The 19,730-nt window shown below is 61.2% G+C and carries 20 protein-coding genes; 15 read left to right on the top strand and 5 right to left on the bottom strand.

What is annotated here, in order from left to right; translation table 11 throughout:
- Positions 1-16: 16 nt before the first annotated feature.
- Positions 17-1,483 (top strand): cytosine permease, encoded by a 1,467-nt coding sequence (locus C4J88_RS20115; RefSeq protein ID WP_124407941.1) that lies wholly within the window; start codon positions 17-19, stop codon positions 1,481-1,483.
- Entirely contained in the window at positions 1,476-2,393 is a 918-nt protein-coding gene (locus tag C4J88_RS20110) for a PfkB family carbohydrate kinase (protein WP_124407940.1), read from the top strand. The genes C4J88_RS20115 and C4J88_RS20110 overlap by 8 nt, the downstream gene beginning before the upstream one ends.
- A 117-nt stretch (positions 2,394-2,510) precedes the next feature.
- Here the strand turns inward: C4J88_RS20110 and C4J88_RS20105 are convergent, their stop codons facing one another.
- From C4J88_RS20105 to C4J88_RS20095, 3 genes are read right to left on the bottom strand one after another with little or no spacing between them, the layout of a single operon-like run.
- A complete protein-coding gene (locus C4J88_RS20105) occupies positions 2,511-2,888 on the bottom strand; it encodes a Rho termination factor N-terminal domain-containing protein (protein ID WP_124407939.1) in 378 nt (125 codons plus the stop codon).
- Positions 2,889-2,936: 48 nt separating this feature from the next.
- A complete protein-coding gene (locus C4J88_RS20100) occupies positions 2,937-3,203 on the bottom strand; it encodes a hypothetical protein (protein ID WP_124368013.1) in 267 nt (88 codons plus the stop codon).
- 51 nt (positions 3,204-3,254) lie between these two features.
- Positions 3,255-3,605: a hypothetical protein gene (locus tag C4J88_RS20095; protein ID WP_124363994.1), complete on the bottom strand. Its 351-nt coding sequence runs from the start codon at positions 3,603-3,605 to the stop codon at positions 3,255-3,257.
- A gap of 191 nt (positions 3,606-3,796) precedes the next feature.
- On the opposite strand from C4J88_RS20095, the gene C4J88_RS20090 reads away from it, so the two are divergent.
- From C4J88_RS20090 to C4J88_RS20065, 6 genes are all read left to right on the top strand, one after another.
- Positions 3,797-4,276, top strand: coding sequence for a GNAT family N-acetyltransferase (locus C4J88_RS20090; RefSeq protein ID WP_034128422.1), 480 nt, complete (start codon positions 3,797-3,799; stop codon positions 4,274-4,276).
- A 151-nt stretch (positions 4,277-4,427) separates the two neighbouring features.
- Positions 4,428-5,249, top strand: coding sequence for an SDR family oxidoreductase (locus C4J88_RS20085; RefSeq protein WP_124407938.1), 822 nt, complete (start codon positions 4,428-4,430; stop codon positions 5,247-5,249).
- A gap of 32 nt (positions 5,250-5,281) precedes the next feature.
- Entirely contained in the window at positions 5,282-6,262 is a 981-nt protein-coding gene (locus C4J88_RS20080) for a substrate-binding domain-containing protein (RefSeq protein WP_124405006.1), read from the top strand.
- Positions 6,259-7,758, top strand: coding sequence for an L-arabinose ABC transporter ATP-binding protein AraG (gene araG, locus C4J88_RS20075; RefSeq protein ID WP_124407937.1), 1,500 nt, complete (start codon positions 6,259-6,261; stop codon positions 7,756-7,758). Before C4J88_RS20080 ends, araG begins: the two co-directional genes overlap by 4 nt.
- Positions 7,759-7,777: 19 nt before the next feature.
- Positions 7,778-8,743, top strand: a complete 966-nt coding sequence (araH, locus tag C4J88_RS20070) for an L-arabinose ABC transporter permease AraH (protein WP_124363990.1) — start codon at positions 7,778-7,780, stop codon at positions 8,741-8,743.
- 186 nt (positions 8,744-8,929) lie between these two features.
- Positions 8,930-9,733, top strand: coding sequence for an IclR family transcriptional regulator (locus tag C4J88_RS20065; RefSeq protein ID WP_124407936.1), 804 nt, complete (start codon positions 8,930-8,932; stop codon positions 9,731-9,733).
- On the opposite strand, the gene C4J88_RS20060 is transcribed toward C4J88_RS20065, so the two are convergent.
- Positions 9,734-10,786 (bottom strand): NAD(P)-dependent alcohol dehydrogenase, encoded by a 1,053-nt coding sequence (locus C4J88_RS20060; protein ID WP_124371559.1) that lies wholly within the window; start codon positions 10,784-10,786, stop codon positions 9,734-9,736.
- Positions 10,787-10,968: 182 nt separating this feature from the next.
- On the opposite strand from C4J88_RS20060, the gene C4J88_RS20055 reads away from it, so the two are divergent.
- Positions 10,969-11,862, top strand: a complete 894-nt coding sequence (locus C4J88_RS20055) for an AraC family transcriptional regulator (RefSeq protein WP_124368005.1) — start codon at positions 10,969-10,971, stop codon at positions 11,860-11,862.
- Between the two features lie 171 nt (positions 11,863-12,033).
- On the opposite strand, the gene C4J88_RS20050 is transcribed toward C4J88_RS20055, so the two are convergent.
- Positions 12,034-13,698, bottom strand: coding sequence for an electron transfer flavoprotein-ubiquinone oxidoreductase (locus C4J88_RS20050; protein ID WP_124407935.1), 1,665 nt, complete (start codon positions 13,696-13,698; stop codon positions 12,034-12,036).
- Between the two features lie 505 nt (positions 13,699-14,203).
- Between C4J88_RS20050 and C4J88_RS20045 the strand changes: the two genes are divergently transcribed.
- From C4J88_RS20045 to C4J88_RS20020, 6 genes are all read left to right on the top strand, one after another.
- Positions 14,204-14,953 carry an electron transfer flavoprotein subunit beta/FixA family protein gene (locus C4J88_RS20045; RefSeq protein WP_124407934.1) on the top strand — a complete coding sequence of 250 codons (750 nt, stop codon included), beginning with the start codon at positions 14,204-14,206 and terminating at the stop codon, positions 14,951-14,953.
- 2 nt (positions 14,954-14,955) lie between these two features.
- Complete coding sequence (locus C4J88_RS20040) at positions 14,956-15,885, top strand: electron transfer flavoprotein subunit alpha/FixB family protein (protein ID WP_124371556.1); 930 nt, start codon at positions 14,956-14,958, stop codon at positions 15,883-15,885.
- A gap of 71 nt (positions 15,886-15,956) precedes the next feature.
- Entirely contained in the window at positions 15,957-16,772 is an 816-nt protein-coding gene (locus C4J88_RS20035; protein ID WP_124407933.1) for an ABC transporter substrate-binding protein, read from the top strand.
- Between the two features lie 9 nt (positions 16,773-16,781).
- Positions 16,782-17,144, top strand: a complete 363-nt coding sequence (locus C4J88_RS20030; RefSeq protein ID WP_124368000.1) for a DUF4398 domain-containing protein — start codon at positions 16,782-16,784, stop codon at positions 17,142-17,144.
- A complete protein-coding gene (locus tag C4J88_RS20025) occupies positions 17,141-17,953 on the top strand; it encodes an OmpA family protein (protein ID WP_124371553.1) in 813 nt (270 codons plus the stop codon). The genes C4J88_RS20030 and C4J88_RS20025 overlap by 4 nt, the downstream gene beginning before the upstream one ends.
- Positions 17,954-18,222: 269 nt before the next feature.
- Positions 18,223-19,662, top strand: a complete 1,440-nt coding sequence (locus C4J88_RS20020; RefSeq protein ID WP_124363981.1) for a PLP-dependent aminotransferase family protein — start codon at positions 18,223-18,225, stop codon at positions 19,660-19,662.
- Positions 19,663-19,730: the final 68 nt, after the last annotated feature.

The following is a 19,730-nucleotide window of genomic DNA, read 5'->3' as shown; positions in this document are numbered from 1 at the left end:
CATCAGGAGCCCCCACATGAGCAGCCCCTCTTCCGGCCAAGGCGCCGGGCAATTGGAAACGCGCGGCATCGAAACGGTCCCGGAAGACGAGTGCAACGGGCATCCGCTGCAGCTGTTCTGGGTATGGTTCGCGGCCAATATCAGCATCCTCGGCTTGCCGCTCGGCGCCACGCTGGTGGCGTTTCGTGGCCTGGCCATCTGGCAGGCGATCATCGTCGCGGTCCTCGGCGCTGCCGGCTCTTTTGCGGTGGTGGGCATCATCTCCATCGCCGGTCGCCGTGGCCGCGCTCCCAGCCTGACCTTGTCCCGCGCCATCTTCGGCGTACGCGGCAATATCGGGCCGACCCTGGTGTCGCTGATGTCGCGCCTGGGCTGGGAAACGGTCAACACCACCACGGCCGCCTTTGTGTTGCTGTCGCTGTGCTCGATCCTGTTCGGTTCCCCGGTAGAAGCGAAAAGCGCGCCGTTGCTTACCCTGATCTTCATCGGCCTCTTCGTGCTGCTGACCCTGGCCGTTTCCGGCCTGGGCCATGCCACCTTGCTGGTGATCCAGAAATGGGCGACCTACGTGTTCGGCGCCCTGAATATCCTGGTGGGCGGCTTCCTCTGCGCCACCATCGATTGGAGCGCGGTGTTCAACGCCACCCCGGCGCCGCTGAGTGCCATGATCATCGGCGTCGGCACCATGGCGGCCGGCACCGGTATCGGTTGGGCCAACGCCGGTGCCGACATGTCGCGTTACCAGCATCGCAGCGTCAAGGCGGTGCGCCTGGTGGCCTCCGCCGCGTTCGGCGCGGGCATTCCGCTGGTGTTGCTGATCACCCTTGGCGGCCTGCTGTCGGTGGGTAACAACGACCTGGCGTCGGCCACGGACCCGATCATTGCGATCCGCGACATGCTGCCGACCTGGATGGCGGTGCCTTACTTGATCACCGCGTTCGGCGGGCTGCTGTTGTCGAATAACCTGTCGGTGTATTCCGCCGGTCTTACCACCCTGACCCTGGGCTTGAAGGTCAAGCGTGTGCATGCGGTGATCGTCGACATCGTGGCGATTTTTGCCGGCTCCATTTATTTCATGCTGATCGCCGACAGCTTCTACGGCCCGTTCATTACCTTTATCTCGTTGCTGGCGGTACCGATCACCGCCTGGGTGGGGATTTTCGTGGTCGACCTGATTCACCGTCACTACTACAGCCCCACGGATTTGCTGGATGTCAGCTCGAGCAGCGCCTACTGGTATCGCGGCGGTGTGGAGTGGCGCGCGTTTGGCGCGTGGGCGTTGGCCATCGTGCTGGGGTTCAGCTTCACCACCATCGGCACCACCGCCGACAACATCTGGTTTGCCGGGCCGCTGTCCGACTCCTGGCTCGGCCATAACGGCCTCGGCTGGGTCGTCACCTTCCTGGTAGCCGGCGGGGTGTACGCAGTATTGGGCGGCGCGGCCGATCGGCGTGCGGCTTTAGTCGAGAGCCCTAATGTCTAGATTGCTGCACACCGGGCAGGTCATCGTTGACCTGGTCATGGCCCTGGATAGGTTACCGGCGAGCGGTGGCGACGTGCTGGCCAGCTCTGCCCGTTTCGAAGCCGGTGGCGGCTTTAACGTCATGGCTGCGGCGCGGCGCAATGGCCTGCCGGTGGTTTACCTGGGGCGGCACGGCAGCGGCCGATTTGGTGACCTGGCCCGCGCTGCGATGCAGGCCGAAGGTATCGAGATGGCACTGCCGGCGAGCAGCGGCAAGGACACGGGTTTGTGCGTGGCCCTGACCGAGGCCACCACCGAGCGCACGTTCATTTCCCATCTGGGTGCTGAGGGTGAACTCAGTGCCGAAGACCTCGCCGGCATCGTCCCGCGTGCCGACGATTACGTGTATGTCAGTGGTTACAGCCTGCTGCTTGAAGGCAAGGCGCAGCCACTGATCGACTGGTTGCTGGCGCTGCCGCGCAAGGTGATGGTGGTGTTCGATCCGGGCCCGCTGGTCAAGGCGCCGGACTCGGCCTTGATGCGCGCGTTGTTGCCGCGTATCGATATCTGGACCAGCAACGGCCCTGAAGCCCTGGCATTCACCGGGGCCATGGATATCGCCGCCGCGTTGCCCGAACTGAGTCGACACCTGCCGGCCGAGACGCTATTGGTGGTGCGCGATGGGCCGAATGGTTGCTGGGTGGGGCAGGTGGGCGATATCAAGCATGTGCCCGGTTTCAGGGTGCAGGCAGTGGATAGCAATGGTGCAGGGGATGCGCATGCGGGGGTATTCATTGCCGGATTGGCAAAGGGCTTGAAACCGGTTGAGGCGGCCCGTCGAGCGAATGCGGCAGCGGCGCTGGCGGTGATGCGCTGGGGGCCGGCAACTTCCCCTGGCACCGCCGAGGTCGACGCATTAGTTTCTGAATAAACACACATCAAAATGTGGGAGGGGGCTTGCTCCCGATGGCAGTGGGTCAGCTATAGATGAACTGGCTGACCCACCGCCATCGGGAGCAAGCCCCCTCCCACATTTGTTCGGTGTTTTTCAACCGGCCTTGCGTAGCGCTTCGATCAACTCATCCTTACGCATGGTCGAACGCCCGGGAATATCCTTGGCCCGCGCTTCTTTCATCAGGCTTTGCTTGGTTTGCGTGCCTAGCGACGCGCGGCTGCTGCGAGGCTGTCCCTCACGGCTGGCTGCCGCGCGCTTCGCAGAATCCTGGCGATCCTGGGCCTTCTTCGCTGGCGCTTTGCGTTTGCCGGATCCGGCCTTTTCGCCGCCGCCAGACTGCCTGTTCACGGTAGCCCAGGCACGGGCTTCGGCTTCTTCCTTGGACACGCCCTTGTGCTCATAACTGTCTTCGATATGAGCGGCCTTGCGTTTCTGTTCGGTGGTGTATTTGGCTTTGCTTCCACGAGGCATCGCTAAAACTCCTTCTGGCCCCAGCTGCGGGGCCAGACCAGAAATGAATCACTGAACGGATGGTTCTTCGAGCTTGCGCGCTTCTTCTACACCCGACGCGGTCAACTTGATCGGCAGGTTCAACGAATATTCACCGGCGTCGTCAGTGGTCACATGCCCATCCCTGATCAGCCCGCGGTCCTGCAAGTGCGCCAAGACACTGGCGACTTCTTTTTCGCCGCGGTAGTTGTCCAGCACCTCCTTGCCCAAGCCTTGCGGATGGGCATGCAGCAGGCGGGTGAGGACTTCTTTTTCAAGGTTTGTATCGACGTTCATGTGTACCTCTTCACTGGGAAATGATCGGGTGCTGATCGTGCTGGGGATGCATCAAGGCGCCGGTTGCTTCGGTGCGCCCGGCAGATTCGAGTCGTCGCCTTTATTGATCTTCGGCTCATTGACCGAAGGGCCCATTTTGCCGTTACCGACGGCGGCAGGTGCCTGACGCTGGGTATCGTGACCCTGGGTGCGAGGGTCGGCGCCGTTGGTGTTGTCGATGATCGCGCCGCCATTGGTGTCCAGGCCTGTGCCCATGGAATCCTGGGATTCCTGGGTGGCAGGGCTTGGTGGGGAGCCGACTGGGTCCGTCGTGCCGGTAGACGAAGTCGCGGCAATGGCGCTCAGCGACGCTGCAGACAACAGGCCGGTGAGAGCGAGGGCAGCCAATTTGGAATTTTTCATGAGGGTGTCTCCATATGATTGATGTCCTTACCCTGTATTGGTCAGCCCCAAATTGCGGTTCGTGCCTTGATGGCGACGAACGGTCTTGCGTGACCTGTAAGATTTTGTGTGCCCGCCACATGGAAAATGCGCTGCAATCGGTCATCAAAGCGTCTTAGTATGTGGGCTTTGAACTTGCCCAAGGCGCACCCATGACCATCGAGATTCGCCCCGCCGTACCCAGCGATGCTGCGCAGATTCTGACCTTCATCACGGAACTGGCCGAGTATGAAAAAGCCCGGCACGAAGTGATCGCCAGCGTGGTGGATATAGAGCGCAGCCTGTTCAGCGAGGGCGCCACCGCCCACGGCCTGATCTGTTTGCGCGACGGCTTGCCGATTGGCTTTGCGGTGTTCTTTTTCAGCTATTCCACTTGGCTGGGCAGCAACTGTCTTTACCTGGAAGACCTTTATATCAACCCGGAACAACGTGGCGGCGGGGCGGGCAAGAAGTTGCTGCGCCACCTCGCAAAGATCGCCTGTGACAACGGCTGTGGCCGCTTCGAATGGAGCGTGCTGGACTGGAACGAGCCGGCGATTGCCTTCTACAAATCCATTGGCGCGCAGCCCCAGGAAGAATGGGTGCGCTATCGCATGGAAGGCGATGCACTGAGGGATTTCGCCCAAGGCTGACAGGCGCCCCGGAGCCGGCTATTCCATGGCCGGCTTTTTAATGTGTTTGCTCACATTGTGGGACGTAAATTTATATATTGAGATATTTCAAGGTCTGGGTTTATAGTCGCCTGCATCAGCACTCACTGCCAAAAATAAAACAGGTGAAGCGATGCAGGCACAACCGTTGTCCTTACCCGCCGTGCCCGAGCCGACTTACGGCGAGCGCCTCAAGCACAAGGTGGTGATCATCACCGGCGCCGCACAAGGCATTGGCGAGGCAATCGTCGCCTGCTTCCAGGCGCAGCAGGCGCGGTTGGTGATCGCGGATATCCAGGCGGACAAAGTCGAAAAAGTCGCGGCCCATTGGCGCGAGCGTGGCGCCGAGATTGTCGCGCAGGCCGTCGATATCACCTCCAAAGAGCAATGGCAGACGCTGGTCAATGTGGCCATCGAGCGCTTCGGCCGCGTGGACGTGCTGGTCAACTGCGCCGGGGTCAATGTGTTTCGCGACCCGCTGGAAATGACCGACGAAGACTGGCGCCGCTGCTTCGCCATTGACCTTGACGGCGCCTGGTACGGTTGCCGCTCGGTGCTGCCGCACATGATCGAGCAGGGCATCGGCAACATCATCAATATTGCTTCCACCCATTCCAGCCACATCATTCCCGGCTGCTTTCCTTACCCTGTAGCCAAGCACGGCCTGCTTGGCCTTACCCGCGCCCTTGGCATCGAATACGCGCCCAAGGGGATTCGCGTGAATGCCATTGCGCCGGGCTATATCGAAACCCAGCTCAACGTCGACTACTGGAACGGGTTCCCTGACCCCTCTGCGGAGCGTCAGCGTGCGTTCGACCTGCACCCGCCCAAGCGCATCGGCCAGCCCATCGAGGTGGCGATGACCGCGCTGTTTCTGGCGACCGACGAGGCGCCCTTTATCAATGCCACCTGCCTGATGATCGATGGCGGGCGGTCGGTGATGTACCACGACTAAAGCGTTTTCCAATAACAACAATGAGGTGGTCCATGTTCAAGAAAACACTCGGCGCTGTGGCGCTTGCGATGGCGTTCAGTGGGTTCGTATCCGCTGAGGAAGTGAAGATCGGCTTTCTGGTCAAGCAGGCCGAAGAACCCTGGTTCCAGACCGAATGGGCCTTCGCCGAAAAAGCCGGCAAGGAGCACGGTTTCACTGTGATCAAGATCGCCGTGCCCGACGGTGAGAAAACCCTTTCGGCCATCGACAGCCTGGCGGCCAACGGCGCCAAGGGCTTCGTGATCTGCCCGCCGGATGTGTCCCTGGGCCCGGCGATTGTCGCCAAGGCCAAGGTCAACGGCTTGAAAGTAATGGCCGTGGACGACCGCTTCGTCGATGCCAAGGGCAACTTCATGGAGGACGTGCCGTACCTGGGCATGGCCGCGTTTGAAGTGGGCCAGAAGCAGGGCGCCGCCATGGCTGCCGAAGCGAAAAAACGCGGTTGGGACTGGAAGGACACCTACGCGGTGATCAACACCTATAACGAACTCGACACCGGCAAGAAACGCACCGACGGCTCGATCAAATCCCTGGAAGAAGCCGGCATTCCCAAGGACCATATCCTCACCGCCGCGCTGAAAACCCTCGACGTCCCAGGCAGCATGGACGCCACCAACTCGGCGCTGGTCAAGCTGCCCAGTGGCGCGAAAAACCTGATCATCGGCGGCATGAACGACAACACCGTGCTGGGTGGCGTACGTGCTACCGAAAGCGCCGGTTTCGCGGCGGCTAATGTGATCGGCATCGGCATCAATGGCACTGACGCCATCGGCGAATTGAAGAAAGCCGACAGCGGCTTCTTCGGCTCGATGCTGCCCAGCCCGCATATCGAGGGCTACAACACCGCGTTGGCGATGTACGAGTGGGTCACCACCGGCAAGGAGCCGGCTAAATACACCGCCATGGACGAAGTGACCTTGATCACCCGCGCCAACTTCCAGGAAGAACTGACCAAAATCGGCCTGTGGAAATGACCGGCGCGGCCTTGCGTTTCAACGGCATCGGCAAGGAGTTTCCCGGTGTGAAAGCCCTGGCGCAGATCAGCTTTGAAGCGCGGCCGCACTCGGTGCATGCGCTGATGGGCGAGAACGGCGCGGGCAAGTCGACGCTGCTGAAGATCCTCGGCGGCGCCTATATCCCCAGCAGTGGCACGCTGCAGATCGGCGAGCAGACCATGGCGTTCAAGAGCGCCGCCGACAGCATTGCCAGCGGCGTCGCGGTGATCCACCAAGAGCTGCACCTGGTGCCGGAAATGACCGTGGCCGAAAACCTCTTCCTCGGGCATATGCCGTCGCGCTTTGGTGTGGTCAACGGTGGTTTGCTGCGCCAGCAGGCGCTGGCGTGTCTCAAGGGCCTGGCCGATGAAATCGACCCCCAGGAAAAGCTGGGGCGCCTGTCCCTGGGCCAGCGCCAACTGGTGGAAATCGCCAAGGCGCTGTCCCGTGGCGCCCATGTGATCGCCTTCGACGAGCCGACCAGCAGTTTGTCTGCCCGCGAAATCGATCGGTTGATGGCGATCATCACGCGCCTGCGCGATGAAGGCAAAGTGGTGCTGTACGTGTCGCATCGCATGGAAGAAGTGTTCCGCATCTGCGACGCGGTGACGGTATTCAAGGATGGCCGCTTTGTGCGCACCTTCGACGACATGGGCACATTGACCCACGACCAGTTGGTGACCTGCATGGTCGGCCGCGATATCCAGGACATCTACGACTACCGGCCACGGCAGCAGGGCGATGTCGCGCTCAAGGTCGACGGCCTGCTCGGGCCGGGCTTGCGTGAACCGGTGAGTTTCCAGGTGCACAAGGGCGAGATTCTCGGCCTGTTTGGCTTGGTCGGCGCAGGGCGTACCGAGCTGCTGCGCCTGCTCAGCGGCCTTGAACGCAAGACGGCGGGGCAGTTGGAACTCTGCGGAGAAAACCTGCACCTGCGCTCCCCGCGCGATGCCATCGCCGGTGGTGTACTGCTGTGCCCTGAGGACCGCAAAAAGGAGGGCATCATTCCCCTCGCCAGCGTCGCCGAGAACATCAACATCAGTGCCCGTGGCGCCCACGCGGCATTTGGCTGGCTGTTGCGCGATCACTGGGAGAAGGGCAACGCCGACACGCAGATCAAGGCGCTCAGGGTGAAAACGCCGAACGCCGAGCAGAAAATCATGTACCTGTCCGGCGGCAACCAACAAAAGGCCATTCTCGGCCGCTGGTTGTCGATGCCGATGAAAGTGCTGCTGCTGGACGAGCCCACGCGCGGTATCGACATCGGCGCCAAGTCGGAGATCTATCAGATCATTCACAACCTCGCGGCGCAGGGCATTGCGGTGATCGTGGTGTCCAGCGACCTGATGGAAGTAATGGGCATTTCCGACCGCATCCTGGTGATGAGCGAAGGCACCCTCACCGGCGAGCTACCCCGCGAACAGGCGGATGAAGCACGGCTGTTGCAACTGGCACTCCCGCGTACGCGGGCTTGAAGAATACGAGGGTACGGGTATGTCTGAGGTAAAAACTGCAAAGGGCTTCTGGCCGGGTTTCAACCAGCGCAAATTCCTGGATGACTGGGTGATGCTATTGGCGGCGCTGGGCATTTTCGTGCTCAGCGCGCTGTTTATCGACAACTTCCTGTCGCCGCTGAACATGCGCGGGCTGGGCCTGGCGATTTCGACTGTGGGCATCGCTGCGTGCACCATGCTGTTCTGCCTGGCGTCGGGGCACTTCGACTTGTCGGTGGGCTCGGTGATTGCCTGCGCCGGCGTGGTGGCGGGGATTGTGATCCGAGATACCGACAGCGTGGTGCTCGGCGTGTCGGCAGCCCTGGCCATGGGCCTGCTGGTGGGGCTGATCAACGGCATTGTCATCGCCAAACTGCGCATCAATGCGCTGATCACCACCCTGGCGACCATGCAGATTGTGCGCGGCCTGGCCTACATCTTCTCCAACGGCAAGGCGGTGGGGGTGATGGACGAGCGCTTTTTTGTGTTCGGCAACGGCCAACTGATGGGCGTGCCGGTGCCGATCATCATTACCGTGTTGTGCTTTGTGTTCTTTGGCTGGCTGCTCAACTACACCACCTATGGGCGCAACACCATGGCGATTGGCGGCAACCAGGAAGCGGCGCTGCTGGCCGGGGTCAACGTTGACCGTACCAAGATCATCATCTTTGCCGTGCACGGTCTGATCGGCGCCCTGGCCGGGGTGATCCTGGCCTCGCGCATGACCTCGGGCCAGCCGATGATCGGCCAGGGCTTTGAGCTGACGGTGATATCGGCGTGCGTGCTGGGCGGGGTGTCGCTGAGCGGCGGTATCGGCATGATCCGCCATGTGATTGCCGGGGTGTTGATTCTGGCGATCATCGAGAATGCGATGAACCTGAAAAACATCGACACGTTTTACCAGTACGTGATCCGGGGTTCGATTCTGCTATTGGCCGTCATCATCGACCGCATGAAGCAACGCTAGATCCTTGCCATATGAAGATCAAAGTGTGGGAGGGGGCTTGCTCCCGATAGCGGTGTGCCAGTTTGCCCATCTGTTACTGACAGACCGCCATCGGGGGCAAGCCCCCTCCCACATTTGATCTCCCCTGTATCCAGAGGCAGCTTTTGCCATAATGACGCCGTTTTCGTACTTCCCAATAGGCCCGATATGCTGGAAAACCCCCACACCCCCGTCAAAGACACTGCCCCCACCGGCACCCAGACCCTGCTGCGCGGACTGGGCGTGGTGCAAGCGGTGGCGGCGGGCGCGCGGGATCTCAAGGAGATCGCCCGGCGCATCGGCACCACCCGCAGCACCACGCACCGCCTGGCCAGTTGCCTGGTGGAGGAGCGTTACCTGCGCGTGGTGCCGCAAGTCGGTTACCTGCTGGGGCCGAAGCTGATCGAGTTGGGCTTCCAGGCGCGCGAAGAACTGCCCTTGGTCAACCTGGCGGTGCCTTACCTGGACGAGTTGTCAGCCCTCACCGGCGACACCATCCACCTGGCGATTCGCGAATACGACGAGGTGCTCTACCTGCACAAGAACCCCGGTCGTAACGGACCGGAAATGCGCTCGCGGGTGGGCCATCGCATGCCACTGGCGCGCACCGGCATCGGCAAGGCGCTGATGTTGGATGACGGCGTGGAAGAATGGCAGCGCCTGTACCACGTCAGCTTGCCGGCGGGGGGCAAGAACCTGCAGTGGCCGAAGCACCCCGAGCAATCCTGGGCGCAGTTCGAGCAGCGCATGCATGAATACGTGGTGGGCGGTTATGCGTTCGATCTGGAAGACAACGAACCGTCGATTCGTTGCGTCGCGGCACCGGTGCGCGATGCCAGCCGGCGAATCGTCGCCGGCATCAGCATCGCCAGTACCGTGCCCTACATGCCGCTGGAGAAAATGGCCGAGCTGATCCCTGTGATCAAACAGGTCGCGGCTCGGCTCTCGGCGGAACTGGGCGCGAAGGCCTGATCAGGCCTTTAGGGTCGCCATGTCGATGACGAAGCGATACTTCACGTCACCGGCAATCATCCGCGTGTAAGCCTCGTTGATCTGGCGGATGTCGAGCATCTCGATGTCGCAGGTGATCCCATGCTCGGCGCAGAAATCCAGGACTTCCTGAGTTTCGGCAATGCCGCCGATCAGCGAGCCGGCCAGCACCTTACGGCCCAATACCAGTTTGGCGGCATTGACGGGCGGGTCTACCGGCTCGATCAAACCGACCAGGATATGCACGCCGTCAAAGCGCAGTACATCCAGGTAGGGGTTCAGGTCATGCTGCACCGGGATGGTGTCGAGCAGGAAGTCGAAATGCCCGGCGGCGGCTTTCATCTGCTCGGCATCGGTGGACACGATCACATGGTCGGCGCCCTGGCGACGGCCTTCTTCGGCTTTGCTCGCCGAGCGTGTGAACAGTGTCACTTCGGCGCCCATGGCCTTGGCGAACTTGATACCCATATGGCCCAGGCCGCCCATGCCGAGGATCCCGACCTTGTCGCCGGCTTTGACGCCGTAGTGTTTGAGCGGCGAGTACGTGGTGATGCCCGCGCAGAGAATCGGCGCAGCGCTGGCCAGGTCGAGCTTGGCCGGGATCTTCACCACAAAGTGCTCGCTGACCACGATGCTGTCGGAGTAGCCGCCCATGGTGTTGCTGCCGTCCACGCGGTCCGGGGTGGCGTAGGTCATGGTCGGGCCCTCGAGGCAGTATTGCTCGAGGTCCGATTGGCAGGCTTCGCAGTGGCGGCATGAGTCGACCATGCAACCCACGCCCACCAGATCACCGACCTTGTGCGCGGTAACACTGGCGCCGACGGCGGTGACCTTGCCGACGATCTCGTGGCCGGGCATCAATGGGTAAACGGCAATGCCCCATTCGTTGCGCGCCTGGTGGATATCGGAGTGGCACACGCCGCAGTAGAGAATCTCGATAGCCACGTCATCGGCACGCGGGCTACGGCGCTCGAACGACATGGGGGCGAGGGGAGTAGTGGCCGACTGGGCGGCGTAACCGATGGCGGTGTACATGAAGAAACCTCGCAAAAAGCAATGAACAGTGAGGCGGGCCATTCTCCCTGTCGACCGAATCAGCGGCCATGGCGATTGCTCCGAGTCTCATGCCTATTCGTCCGGGAGTGCCCAGTGTTTGGATGCATCCGCAGCCAGACCTGCGATGATGCTCTCATCCCTTTTTCGCGAAGTTTTTTGCCATGCTGCTGACCCGCCACGTCGACGCCAACGCCACGCTGGTTTCCTTGATTGAGGGGCTCGCGTCCCGCGACGGTTTTTCCCCAACCCATCTGCCTGGCGTGCAAGTGCTGCGCGCCAGTTGCGATGTGGCGCGCGGGCCGCAGATCTACGAGCCGAGCCTGATGTTCGTGGCCCAAGGCAGCAAGGTCGCCTACCTGGGCCCGCGTACCCTGGAATATGGCGCCGGGCATTACCTGATCCAGGCGATGCCCGTGCCGTTCGAATGCGAGACCTTCGCCATGGCGCCCGGCGCGCCGCTGTTGGGCGTCACAGTGGGTATCGATCGGGTGGTGTTGGGTGAGTTGGTGATGGCCATGGGCATGCAAGCCGGGCCGCCGCCGGCTGCGCAGACCCTGGAGTCGATGAGTTCGGTGGTGCTCGATGACGCCATGCGCGGGTGCGTCGAACGGCTGTTGCAGTGCCTGCACGATCCGCTGGAGAGCCGGATCATGGGCCCGGCGCGGGTGCGCGAATTATTGTTCATGGCGTTGCGTGGGCCCCAGGCCGATGTGTTGCGTGCGTTGGTGGAACAGCAGGGGCAGTTTTCGCGGATTGCCACGTCCTTGAACCACCTGCATGCCCATTACGCCGAGCCGCTGAACATCGAGACGCTGGCCGGTTATGCGCACATGAGCGCATCGACCTTTCACGAACACTTCAAGCGCTGCACGCTGTTGTCGCCGGTGCAGTATCTCAAGCGCCTGCGGCTGCTGAAGGCGCAGCAGTTGTTGCTGGTCGACGGCATGGGCGTGGCGCAGGCGGCGCACAGCGTGGGTTATCAGAGCACCTCGCAGTTCAGTCGCGAGTACAAGCGCTACTTCCTGCGCAATCCTGGTGAAGAGCGGGCTGCCTGATTCTCCCTGGCTCAACGGGATCCAAATGTGGGAGGGGGCTTGCCCCCGATAGCGGTGTATCAGTCACAAATTGGCTGACTGATCCACCGCCATCGGGAGCAAGCCCCCTCCCACATTTTTAATTGATGTTGGCCATAAAAAAGGCTCCCACTTGGGGAGCCTCGTTTTGGCTTACATATTCGGGTAAGTCGGCCCACCCGCACCTTCCGGTGTCACCCAGGTGATGTTCTGCGAAGGGTCCTTGATGTCACAGGTCTTGCAGTGCACGCAGTTCTGGGCGTTGATCTGGAAGCGTTTCTCACCGTCTTCTTTAGTCACGACTTCATACACGCCGGCCGGGCAGTAGCGCTGCGCCGGTTCATCGTAGAGCGGCAGGTTGGTGCCGATCGGGATGCTCGGGTCCTTGAGTTTCAGGTGGCACGGCTGTTCTTCTTCGTGGTTGGTTCCGGAGATGAACACCGAGCTCAGCTTGTCGAAGCTCAGCTTGCCGTCGGGTTTGGGGTAGTCGATCTTCTGGCTGTCTTTGGCCAGCTTGAGGCAGGCGTAGTCCGGCGTGGTGTCGCGCAGGGTGAAGGGGATCTTGCCGCCAAAAATATTCTGGTCGAGCCAGTTGAAGCCGCCGCCGAGGATGGCGCCGTATTTGTGCACCGCTGCGCCGAAATTGCGGCTGGCGAACAGTTCTTCGTACAGCCAGCTGGCTTTGAAGCTGTCGACATACCCGGTGAGTTCATCACCGCCTTCGGATTCGGCAAACAGGCGGTCGGCCACGGCGTCGGCGGCGAGCATGCCGGACTTCATCGCGGTGTGGCTGCCTTTGATCTTGGAGAAGTTCAGGGTGCCGAGGTCGCACCCGATCAGCGCGCCGCCCTTGAAGATCATCTTCGGCAGCGAGTTCAGCCCGCCTTTGGCGATAGCGCGGGCGCCGTAGCTGACACGCTTGCCGCCTTCCAGGTATTGGGCCAGCACCGGGTGGTGCTTGAGGCGCTGGAATTCATCGAACGGCGACAGGAAGGTGTTGCTGTAGGACAGGTCGACGATCAGGCCGACCACCACCTGGTTGTTTTCCAGGTGATAAAGGAACGAGCCACCGGTGTTCTCGTTGCCCATGATATCCAGCGGCCAACCGGCGGTGTGCACCACCAGGCCTGGCTGATGTTTGGCCGGGTCGATGTCCCAGATTTCCTTGAGACCGATGCCGTAATGCTGGGCGTCAGCGTCGCTGTCCAGGTTGAAACGCTGGATCAGTTGCTTGCCGATATGCCCGCGGCAGCCTTCGGCGAACAGCGTGTACTTGCCGCGCAATTCCATGCCCGGCGTGTACAGGCCTTCCTTGGGCTTGCCTTCGCGGTCGACGCCGAGGTCGCCGGTGATGATGCCACGCACCACGCCGTTTTCATCGAACAGCGCTTCCTGGGCGGCGAAGCCCGGGTAGATTTCCACGCCCAGGTTCTCGGCCTGCTGGGCGAGCCAGCGGCACAGGTTGCCCAGGGAGATGATGTAGTTGCCTTCGTTGTGCATGGTCTTGGGCACAAAGAAGTCCGGAACCTTGGTGGAGGTCTCGCTGCTGCGCAGTACATAGATGTCGTCACGCACCACCGGCGTGTTGAGTGGGGCGCCGAGAGCTTTCCAGTCCGGGAACAGTTCGTTCAGCGCGCGCGGTTCGAAGACCGCGCCAGAGAGGATGTGTGCGCCCACTTCGGAGCCCTTCTCGACCACGCAGACGCTGATTTCCTTACCGGCTTCGGCGGCCTTCTGCTTCAGTCGGCAGGCGGCGGACAGGCCAGCCGGGCCGGCGCCGACGATGACCACGTCGAATTCCATGTATTCGCGTTCCACAGGCTATCTCCTACTCAAGGCTCAACAGGCTTTTTTTCTAATGGGTGGAGGTTCGGTACGGCCCTGCAGCAACGGCAAGACCCACCTTTCTCTCTGGGTGGCGCATTATATCTACACCACTGGCAGCGTCCAATACAAACGTTTGTTTGAATTGCCCGCAGCCTAGGTAAATCAAAGCAACGCGGCTTATGACTGACCATTTTGCCGTATTGACCAGAATAGGCGTTCCGGTCAATATACGGTCGGTTTTGCGCTTACCGTAGGCAGACTGCAGGTTTCAAGAGCACGTCCAAAAGCACCACAGGTGACGCGCGCCGTATGCTGGCGCGCAGTTTACACACTGCGATAAAGAATGACTTCTCAGTCACCCCTGACGAACGGTCATCATTTTTCCATCGCCGAGTCATCCGCTGACGTTTTTGGAGGTGCCCTTGTGTGCCGATGAGCATCAACCGCCAGGCTTGCCTAGGCGACTTTCTTTTCACCGGAGAGTAACGAGGAATCCATGAAGGTTCTTGTAGCTGTCAAACGCGTTGTCGATTACAACGTGAAAGTTCGCGTCAAGGCGGACAATTCCGGCGTCGACCTGGCTAACGTCAAGATGTCGATGAACCCATTCTGTGAAATCGCCGTGGAAGAAGCCGTACGCCTGAAAGAGAAAGGCGTGGCGACCGAGATCGTCGTGGTTTCCATCGGCCCGACCACTGCCCAGGAACAGTTGCGTACCGCCCTGGCACTGGGCGCCGACCGCGCCATCCTGGTCGAGTCCGCTGAAGAGCTGACCTCCCTGGCCGTGGCCAAGTTGCTCAAGGCCGTTGTCGACAAGGAACAGCCTCAGTTGGTGATCCTTGGCAAGCAAGCCATCGACAGCGACAACAACCAGACCGGCCAGATGCTGGCTGCACTGACCGGTTACGGCCAGGGCACCTTCGCTTCCAAAGTGGAAGTGAGCGGCGACAAGGTTGCCGTGACCCGTGAAATCGACGGCGGCGCGCAGACAGTTTCCCTGAACCTGCCGGCCATCGTCACCACCGACCTGCGTTTGAACGAGCCGCGCTATGCGTCTCTGCCAAACATCATGAAAGCCAAGAAGAAGCCTCTTGAAGTGCTGACTCCAGACGCTTTGGGCGTTTCCACCGCCTCTACCAACAAGACCGTGAAAGTCGAAGCGCCGGCTGCACGCAGCGCGGGCATCAAGGTCAAATCGGTGGCTGAACTGGTCGAGAAACTGAAAAACGAAGCGAAGGTAATCTAACCATGACTATCTTGGTAATCGCAGAACACGACAACAAAGTGCTGGCCCCGGCCACCCTGAACACCGTGGCCGCAGCCGTTAAAATCGGTGGCGACATCCACGTATTGGTAGCAGGCCAGGGCGCTGGCGCCGTGGCTGAAGCCGCCGCGAAAATCGCCGGTGTGAGCAAAGTCCTGAACGCTGACAATGCTGCCTACGCGCATCAGCTACCGGAAAACGTTGCCCCTCTGGTTGCAGAGCTGGGCGCTGGCTACAGCCACATCCTGGCCGCCGCCACGTCCAACGGCAAAAACATCCTGCCACGCGTTGCCGCGCAGCTGGACGTTGACCAGATCTCCGAGATCATCTCGGTTGAGAGCGCCGACACCTTCAAGCGCCCGATCTACGCCGGTAACGCCATCGCTACCGTACAGTCCAACGCTGCGATCAAAGTCATCACCGTACGCGCCACCGGGTTCGACCCGGTTGCCGCCGAAGGTGGTTCGGCATCGGTTGAAGCGGTTGCCGCCGCCCACGACGCTGGCACTTCGAGCTTCGTTGGCGAGGAACTGGCCAAGTCCGATCGTCCGGAACTGACTGCTGCCAAGATCGTCGTTTCCGGTGGGCGCGGCATGCAGAACGGCGACAACTTCAAGCACCTGTACGCCCTGGCCGACAAGCTGGGCGCGGCGGTCGGCGCCTCGCGCGCGGCCGTCGACGCAGGCTTCGTACCCAACGACATGCAGGTCGGCCAGACCGGCAAGATCGTGGCACCCCAGCTGTACATCGCCGTCGGTATTTCCGGCGCGATCCAGCATTTGGCCGGTATGAAAGACTCCAAGGTGATCGTTGCGATCAACAAGGACGAAGAAGCACCGATCTTCCAGGTGGCTGATTACGGCCTGGTGGCGGACTTGTTCGAAGCCATCCCCGAGTTGGAGAAGCTGGTCTAATCCAGTCGCTTCACTTATAAAGAGCCCGGTCTTGTGACCGGGTTTTTTTTGACGTGTGGGAGCACCTCGCCATGCAATTGCGTCCTTTGATCCTGCTACTGGGCCTTACGCTGCTGCCGACATTGTCGCTGGCGGCCGGCAAATGCGAGCGCCTGGTAATCACCGGCAGCCCGGACGCACCGCCGTTGCTGTGGCGCGACCCGCAGGACCCGACCCACCTGATCGGCGCCACCGCCGATGTGTTGCAACAGGTGGCCACGGACCTCGGCCTGAAAATCGACCTGCTTTACGGCGGCAAGCGCTCCCTGGCTCTGGATGAAGTGCGCAGCGGACGCATGGATGTGCTCGCCGATGCGCCGTTGAACCTCGGCGAGTTGCAAACCCTCGACTACATACACCCGGCCTTGATGCAGATCGATTACCTGGTCTGGACGCGCAAGGACTCGTCTTTGGTCTATAGCACCGCTGCCGACTTGCAGGGCCACAAGGGGGCCGTATCGGAGCGCGCGCGCTTGAGTGCCGGGTTCGAAACCGTTGCCAGCCAGCAATTGACCCTGCAGCGTCTGCCTGGCCTGACGCCGGCGTTCCAGAAACTGTTGCTGGGGGAGGTGGACTATGTGCTCGCCAGCCGCTATTCCGGCATGGCCATGGCCCAGAGCCTGGGTATGAGCGATGACCTGGTGGCGCGCGACATACCGATCGATCAGCCCGGCCTGTACCTGGCGATTTCCCACAATTCCGCCTGCAATGATCCGTGGCTGCGCGGACAGCTGGCCAAAAAGATGACAGAATTGCCCGCGTCCGGTGTGGCGGAAACCGCGTTGCAGCGCAATCTCGAGCGCTGGAAGGCGCAATTGCAACAAGCCGTCGGCACCCCAACAAAGTAGGGATTTTCAGTGACTCTTCGACCTCTTTTCGCGGCCTTTGCCGTTGTCGCTCTGGCGGGATGCGCCACCGATCCTGCGCCGACCGAACAAATGCGCCTGACCCAGCAAGCCCTGGAGCAAGCCAGCGCAGTCGGCGCCAATGCCGATGAATCGACCGAGCTGAAACAAGCCGAAGACAAATTTGCCAGAGCCAGGGCCGACATGGCCGACCAGTCCTACAAACACGCGCGCATGCGGGCCGAGCAGGCTGAGCTGGATGCGCGCCTGGCCGAGGCCAAGGTGCTGACCGGCAAGAGCCAGGAGCAATTGAACGTGGTCAACACCCGCATCGCCCGCCTGCGCAAGCAGTTGCAGCTGGGAGAAGCCCAATGAGCCCGACGATGCGTGGTTTGAGCGCTGTATTGCTGCTGAGCAGCGTAGCGTTGGGCGGTTGCGCCAGCCAGCCCACTGGTGAGCAGGCACTGCAACAGGCCAGCAGTGACTTTCAGCGGGTCAAGGAAGACGCCAATGTATTGCGTTTCGCGCCCAAGGATGTAATCCGCGCCGGTGAGTCCCTGGCGCGTGCCGATCGCCTGTCCAGCTACTGGGGCAGCGGCGCCGACGTGGTGCACTACGCCTACCTGAGCCAACGCTACAGTGCCATTGCCCGTGAACACACCGAGCAGGGACTTAACGCCGAGCGCCTGGCCAAACTCGAGTTGGAGCGCCAACGCCTGCAACTGGCCTTGCGTGAGAGCAAGCTGGCCAGCGTGCAGCAGCAGGGCAAGTGGGTCGAACAGCAAATCGCCAGCCTGACCACCCAGACCGACCGTGGCCTGGTGATGACCCTGGGCGACGTACTGTTCGATACCGGCGAAGCCGAGTTGCAGAACTCGGCCAACCGCACGGTGTTGAAGATCGTGCAGTTCCTGCAACTGAACCCCAGGCGCACGGTGCGCATCGAGGGCTACACCGACAACACCGGGGGCGAGCACGACAACCTGACCCTGTCCCATGACCGCGCGCAATCGGTGGCGGATGTGCTGATTGACCTGGGCATCGACGAAAAACGCATTCAGGTCGAAGGGTATGGCGACAAATACCCCGTGGAGGCCAATGCGTCCGAACGTGGCCGCGCGCAGAACCGCCGCGTGGAAATTGTGTTCTCCGACGAAAAAGGCCAACTGGGCGCCGCTCGCTGAAGTCTGGCGCAACTCAAAATGTGGGAGGGGGCTTGCTCCCGATGGCAGAGTGTCAGTCACTGAAGTGTTGACTGAACCACCGCTATCGGGAGCAAGCCCCCTCCCACATTTTTCTGTATACACCTGAAAATTCTATTCACGACCCCTACAGTTTTTTCTGTCACTCCTTCCCGCGCTCGACTATTGTGGCAACTGTCCCCGTACACTTCTAAACTGTGCCGGTATGTTTCACACAAAAATAAAATACCCGTGAAATCGAGTGCTGCGTCATGACCAATCTGTTGCTCTACCAACGTATCGCCCAGCAACTGGCTGAGGATATTCGGCGTGGTGTTTATCAGCCGGGGGAGCGTGTGCCTTCGGTGCGCAAGATGAGCTCTCAGCTCAACGTGAGCCATGCCACGGTGCTGCAGGCCTACGCCAATCTGGAAGACCAGGGGCTGATCCGGGCGCGCCCGCAGTCGGGCTATTACGTGCACCAGACGCCGGCACTCACGGCGCCAACCCCAGACATTGCGCGGGTTGAACGCCCGGGGTTGGTCACCCGCAGCAGCATCATCCAGCAAGTGCTGGTCGAGTCGCGCCGTGAAGGCGTATTTCCCTTGGGCGCGGCGGTGCCGAGTGTGGATTACCTGCCGGTACGGGCGTTGCACCAGCAGTTGGCCAAGGTCACGCGTTTCCAGAGCCCGCGTGCATTCAGTTACATGTTCAGCCCCGGTTTCGAACCGCTACGCCGCCAGGTGGCGATTCGCATGCGCGATGCCGGCGTGGTGGTGGACCCGTCCGAAGTGGTGATCACCCACGGCTGCGTCGATGCATTACAGATGTCGCTGCGCGTGCTGACGCGCCCCGGTGACCTGATCGCCGCTGAGTCACCGACCTACTACGGCTTGCTGCAACTGGCCGACCTGCTGGGCCTCAAGGTCATCGAGATTCCCAGCGACCCGGCCACCGGCATGAGCCTGGAGGCCTTGCAACTGGCCGCCAACCAGTGGTCGATCAAGGCGCTGGTATTGACCACGCGCCTGAGCAACCCCTTGGGCGGCACCATGCCCGAAGAGCGGCAGAAACAGTTGCTGCGCCTGGCCTCGGATTTCGATATTCAAATTGTCGAGGATGATATCTACGGCGAGTTGATGTTCGAACTGGGCCGCACCAAGGCCCTGAAAGCCTATGACCGTCTTGACCGGGTCATCTACTGCTCGAGTTTTTCCAAGACCTTATCCCCCGGCGTGCGCATCGGCTGGATGATCGCCGGTAAGTATCAGCAGGAAATCCAGCGTTTGCAGATGTTCAGCACCCACTCTGCGTGCAGCGTCACACAGATGGGCGTTGCTGCGTACCTGGAGAACGGTGGTTACGACCGGCACCTGCGTTACATTCGCCAGGAATACCGCAAAAACCTCAGCGCTTTCCAGCTGGCGGTGCAGCAATATTTCCCCGAAGGCACTCAGATGACCCGTCCGACCGGCGGCTTCATTTTGTGGGTCAGTTTGCCGGGACGGGTCAATACCCAGGAACTGCATGTGCGTGCCCTGCAACAGGGCATCAGTATCGCGCCGGGGCTGATCTTCAGTAATACGGAACAGTTCAACCACTGTATCCGTCTCAATTGCGGCACCCCGTGGAACCGCGAGGCAGAGCGTGCGCTGATGACCCTGGGGATGCTTGCCAGCCAGTTATGCCAGGAGACGGCGGCGGGCCTTTGAGGGGCATAAAGGGGGACAAGATTGATCTCTGTGCTTGTCATGCCACGCACAACAAGCGAGCATATGGC

The organism is Pseudomonas sp. R4-39-08 (assembly GCF_003852275.1).
Lineage (GTDB): Bacteria > Pseudomonadota > Gammaproteobacteria > Pseudomonadales > Pseudomonadaceae > Aquipseudomonas.
The sequence above is the reverse complement of the archived record's forward strand: the minus strand, read 5'-3'. Positions and strand labels throughout refer to the sequence as shown.

Excerpts from the sequence above, each read along its gene's own strand:
- C4J88_RS20055 (WP_124368005.1), top strand. The coding sequence starts at position 10,969 with ATGCTGCTGACCCGCCACGTCGACGCCAACGCCACGCTGGTTTCCTTG.
- C4J88_RS20085 (WP_124407938.1), top strand. The coding sequence starts at position 4,428 with ATGCAGGCACAACCGTTGTCCTTACCCGCCGTGCCCGAGCCGACTTAC.
- C4J88_RS20115 (WP_124407941.1), top strand. The coding sequence starts at position 17 with ATGAGCAGCCCCTCTTCCGGCCAAGGCGCCGGGCAATTGGAAACGCGC.
- C4J88_RS20080 (WP_124405006.1), top strand. The coding sequence starts at position 5,282 with ATGTTCAAGAAAACACTCGGCGCTGTGGCGCTTGCGATGGCGTTCAGT.
- C4J88_RS20095 (WP_124363994.1), bottom strand. The coding sequence starts at position 3,605 with ATGAAAAATTCCAAATTGGCTGCCCTCGCTCTCACCGGCCTGTTGTCT.
- C4J88_RS20100 (WP_124368013.1), bottom strand. The coding sequence starts at position 3,203 with ATGAACGTCGATACAAACCTTGAAAAAGAAGTCCTCACCCGCCTGCTG.
- C4J88_RS20105 (WP_124407939.1), bottom strand. The coding sequence starts at position 2,888 with ATGCCTCGTGGAAGCAAAGCCAAATACACCACCGAACAGAAACGCAAG.
- C4J88_RS20020 (WP_124363981.1), top strand. The coding sequence starts at position 18,223 with ATGACCAATCTGTTGCTCTACCAACGTATCGCCCAGCAACTGGCTGAG.
- C4J88_RS20090 (WP_034128422.1), top strand. The coding sequence starts at position 3,797 with ATGACCATCGAGATTCGCCCCGCCGTACCCAGCGATGCTGCGCAGATT.
- C4J88_RS20060 (WP_124371559.1), bottom strand. The coding sequence starts at position 10,786 with ATGTACACCGCCATCGGTTACGCCGCCCAGTCGGCCACTACTCCCCTC.
- C4J88_RS20045 (WP_124407934.1), top strand. The coding sequence starts at position 14,204 with ATGAAGGTTCTTGTAGCTGTCAAACGCGTTGTCGATTACAACGTGAAA.
- C4J88_RS20110 (WP_124407940.1), top strand. The coding sequence starts at position 1,476 with ATGTCTAGATTGCTGCACACCGGGCAGGTCATCGTTGACCTGGTCATG.
- C4J88_RS20040 (WP_124371556.1), top strand. The coding sequence starts at position 14,956 with ATGACTATCTTGGTAATCGCAGAACACGACAACAAAGTGCTGGCCCCG.
- araH (WP_124363990.1), top strand. The coding sequence starts at position 7,778 with ATGTCTGAGGTAAAAACTGCAAAGGGCTTCTGGCCGGGTTTCAACCAG.
- C4J88_RS20065 (WP_124407936.1), top strand. The coding sequence starts at position 8,930 with ATGCTGGAAAACCCCCACACCCCCGTCAAAGACACTGCCCCCACCGGC.
- C4J88_RS20025 (WP_124371553.1), top strand. The coding sequence starts at position 17,141 with ATGAGCCCGACGATGCGTGGTTTGAGCGCTGTATTGCTGCTGAGCAGC.
- C4J88_RS20035 (WP_124407933.1), top strand. The coding sequence starts at position 15,957 with ATGCAATTGCGTCCTTTGATCCTGCTACTGGGCCTTACGCTGCTGCCG.
- araG (WP_124407937.1), top strand. The coding sequence starts at position 6,259 with ATGACCGGCGCGGCCTTGCGTTTCAACGGCATCGGCAAGGAGTTTCCC.